The sequence below is a fragment of the Dietzia papillomatosis NBRC 105045 genome (genome assembly GCF_001570845.1).
GTDB classification, from domain to species: domain Bacteria; phylum Actinomycetota; class Actinomycetes; order Mycobacteriales; family Mycobacteriaceae; genus Dietzia; species Dietzia cinnamea.
Genome location: NZ_BCSL01000123.1, coordinates 1 through 812, shown reverse-complemented (window position 1 = coordinate 812; position 812 = coordinate 1). Strand labels below are relative to the sequence as shown.

Sequence of the window (812 nt, the reverse complement as noted above, 5' to 3'; positions counted from 1 at the left end):
CGTACGTCTCGGGACGCGAGCAGGCCCGCCGTGAGGTCGACAGCTGGCTGGAGTTCTGCGGACTCTGAGAAGACCTGTCCCGCCGCTCCGGAGAGGCCCGGAAATGCGCGACGCCGCGGTCGTGTTCAGGGCACGATCGCGGCGAAGCGGGAAGGGGTGTGACTCAGGAGCCGAAGATCTCCGCGCCGCCACCGAGCGTGAAGAGGATGTACGAGGGAAGGCGGAGCAGGCCGTCGATTGCGGCCGAGCCGACGCCACCCGCGGGGAGGAGGTCAGCGGACCCTTCGGAGAGGTCGAACCAGAAGTCAGAAATCTCGCCCATGTCGTGCCCTTTCGACGTGACGTGCCCACTGTCTGTGGGCTACACCACCAGAAGTTACGACCGCCCTGAGTGCCGTGCCACCGCGAAAGTCACATATTCCCCGGCTTGGTCGCCAGCTAAGGAATTTGCGAACTGTCGACCTGCTAAATGATCGGTTCGTGAAGAACTGGCCACGCTAACTAACTATCGCTCAATTTCGGCGACTGGGTTCTCGGCGATTCGGCGACAGCTGGCTTCTCGCTTCGATTGCGCTACGCGAAGCGGTTGGCGAGTAATTCGCAGATGCCCCTTGTGGTGTCGAACGCGTGACCGTAGAATAGAACACGTATTCGAGACATGGCGCGGCATGGCCGCGTAGGCGACCACGGGGGGTGGGGCATGGACGGCGATCCGGAGCGCACGACCGGTAACCCCGCTGCCGCGTTGGCAGGCCTGACGACGGCGGCGCGCGAAGGCTGGGCCGCCGAGAACCGCGCGGCCGCGCAGCGCC

1 protein-coding gene is annotated in these 812 nt (G+C 64.9%); it reads right to left on the bottom strand.

Annotated features, from left to right (window positions below):
* Positions 1–163: 163 nt before the first annotated feature.
* A complete protein-coding gene (locus tag DPA01S_RS17130) occupies positions 164–322 on the bottom strand; it encodes a hypothetical protein (RefSeq protein ID WP_165001078.1) in 159 nt (52 codons plus the stop codon).
* Positions 323–812 lie beyond the last annotated feature (490 nt).

Coding starts and splice junctions, on each gene's coding strand:
- DPA01S_RS17130 (WP_165001078.1), bottom strand. CDS start 322: ATGGGCGAGATTTCTGACTTCTGGTTCGACCTCTCCGAAGGGTCCGCT.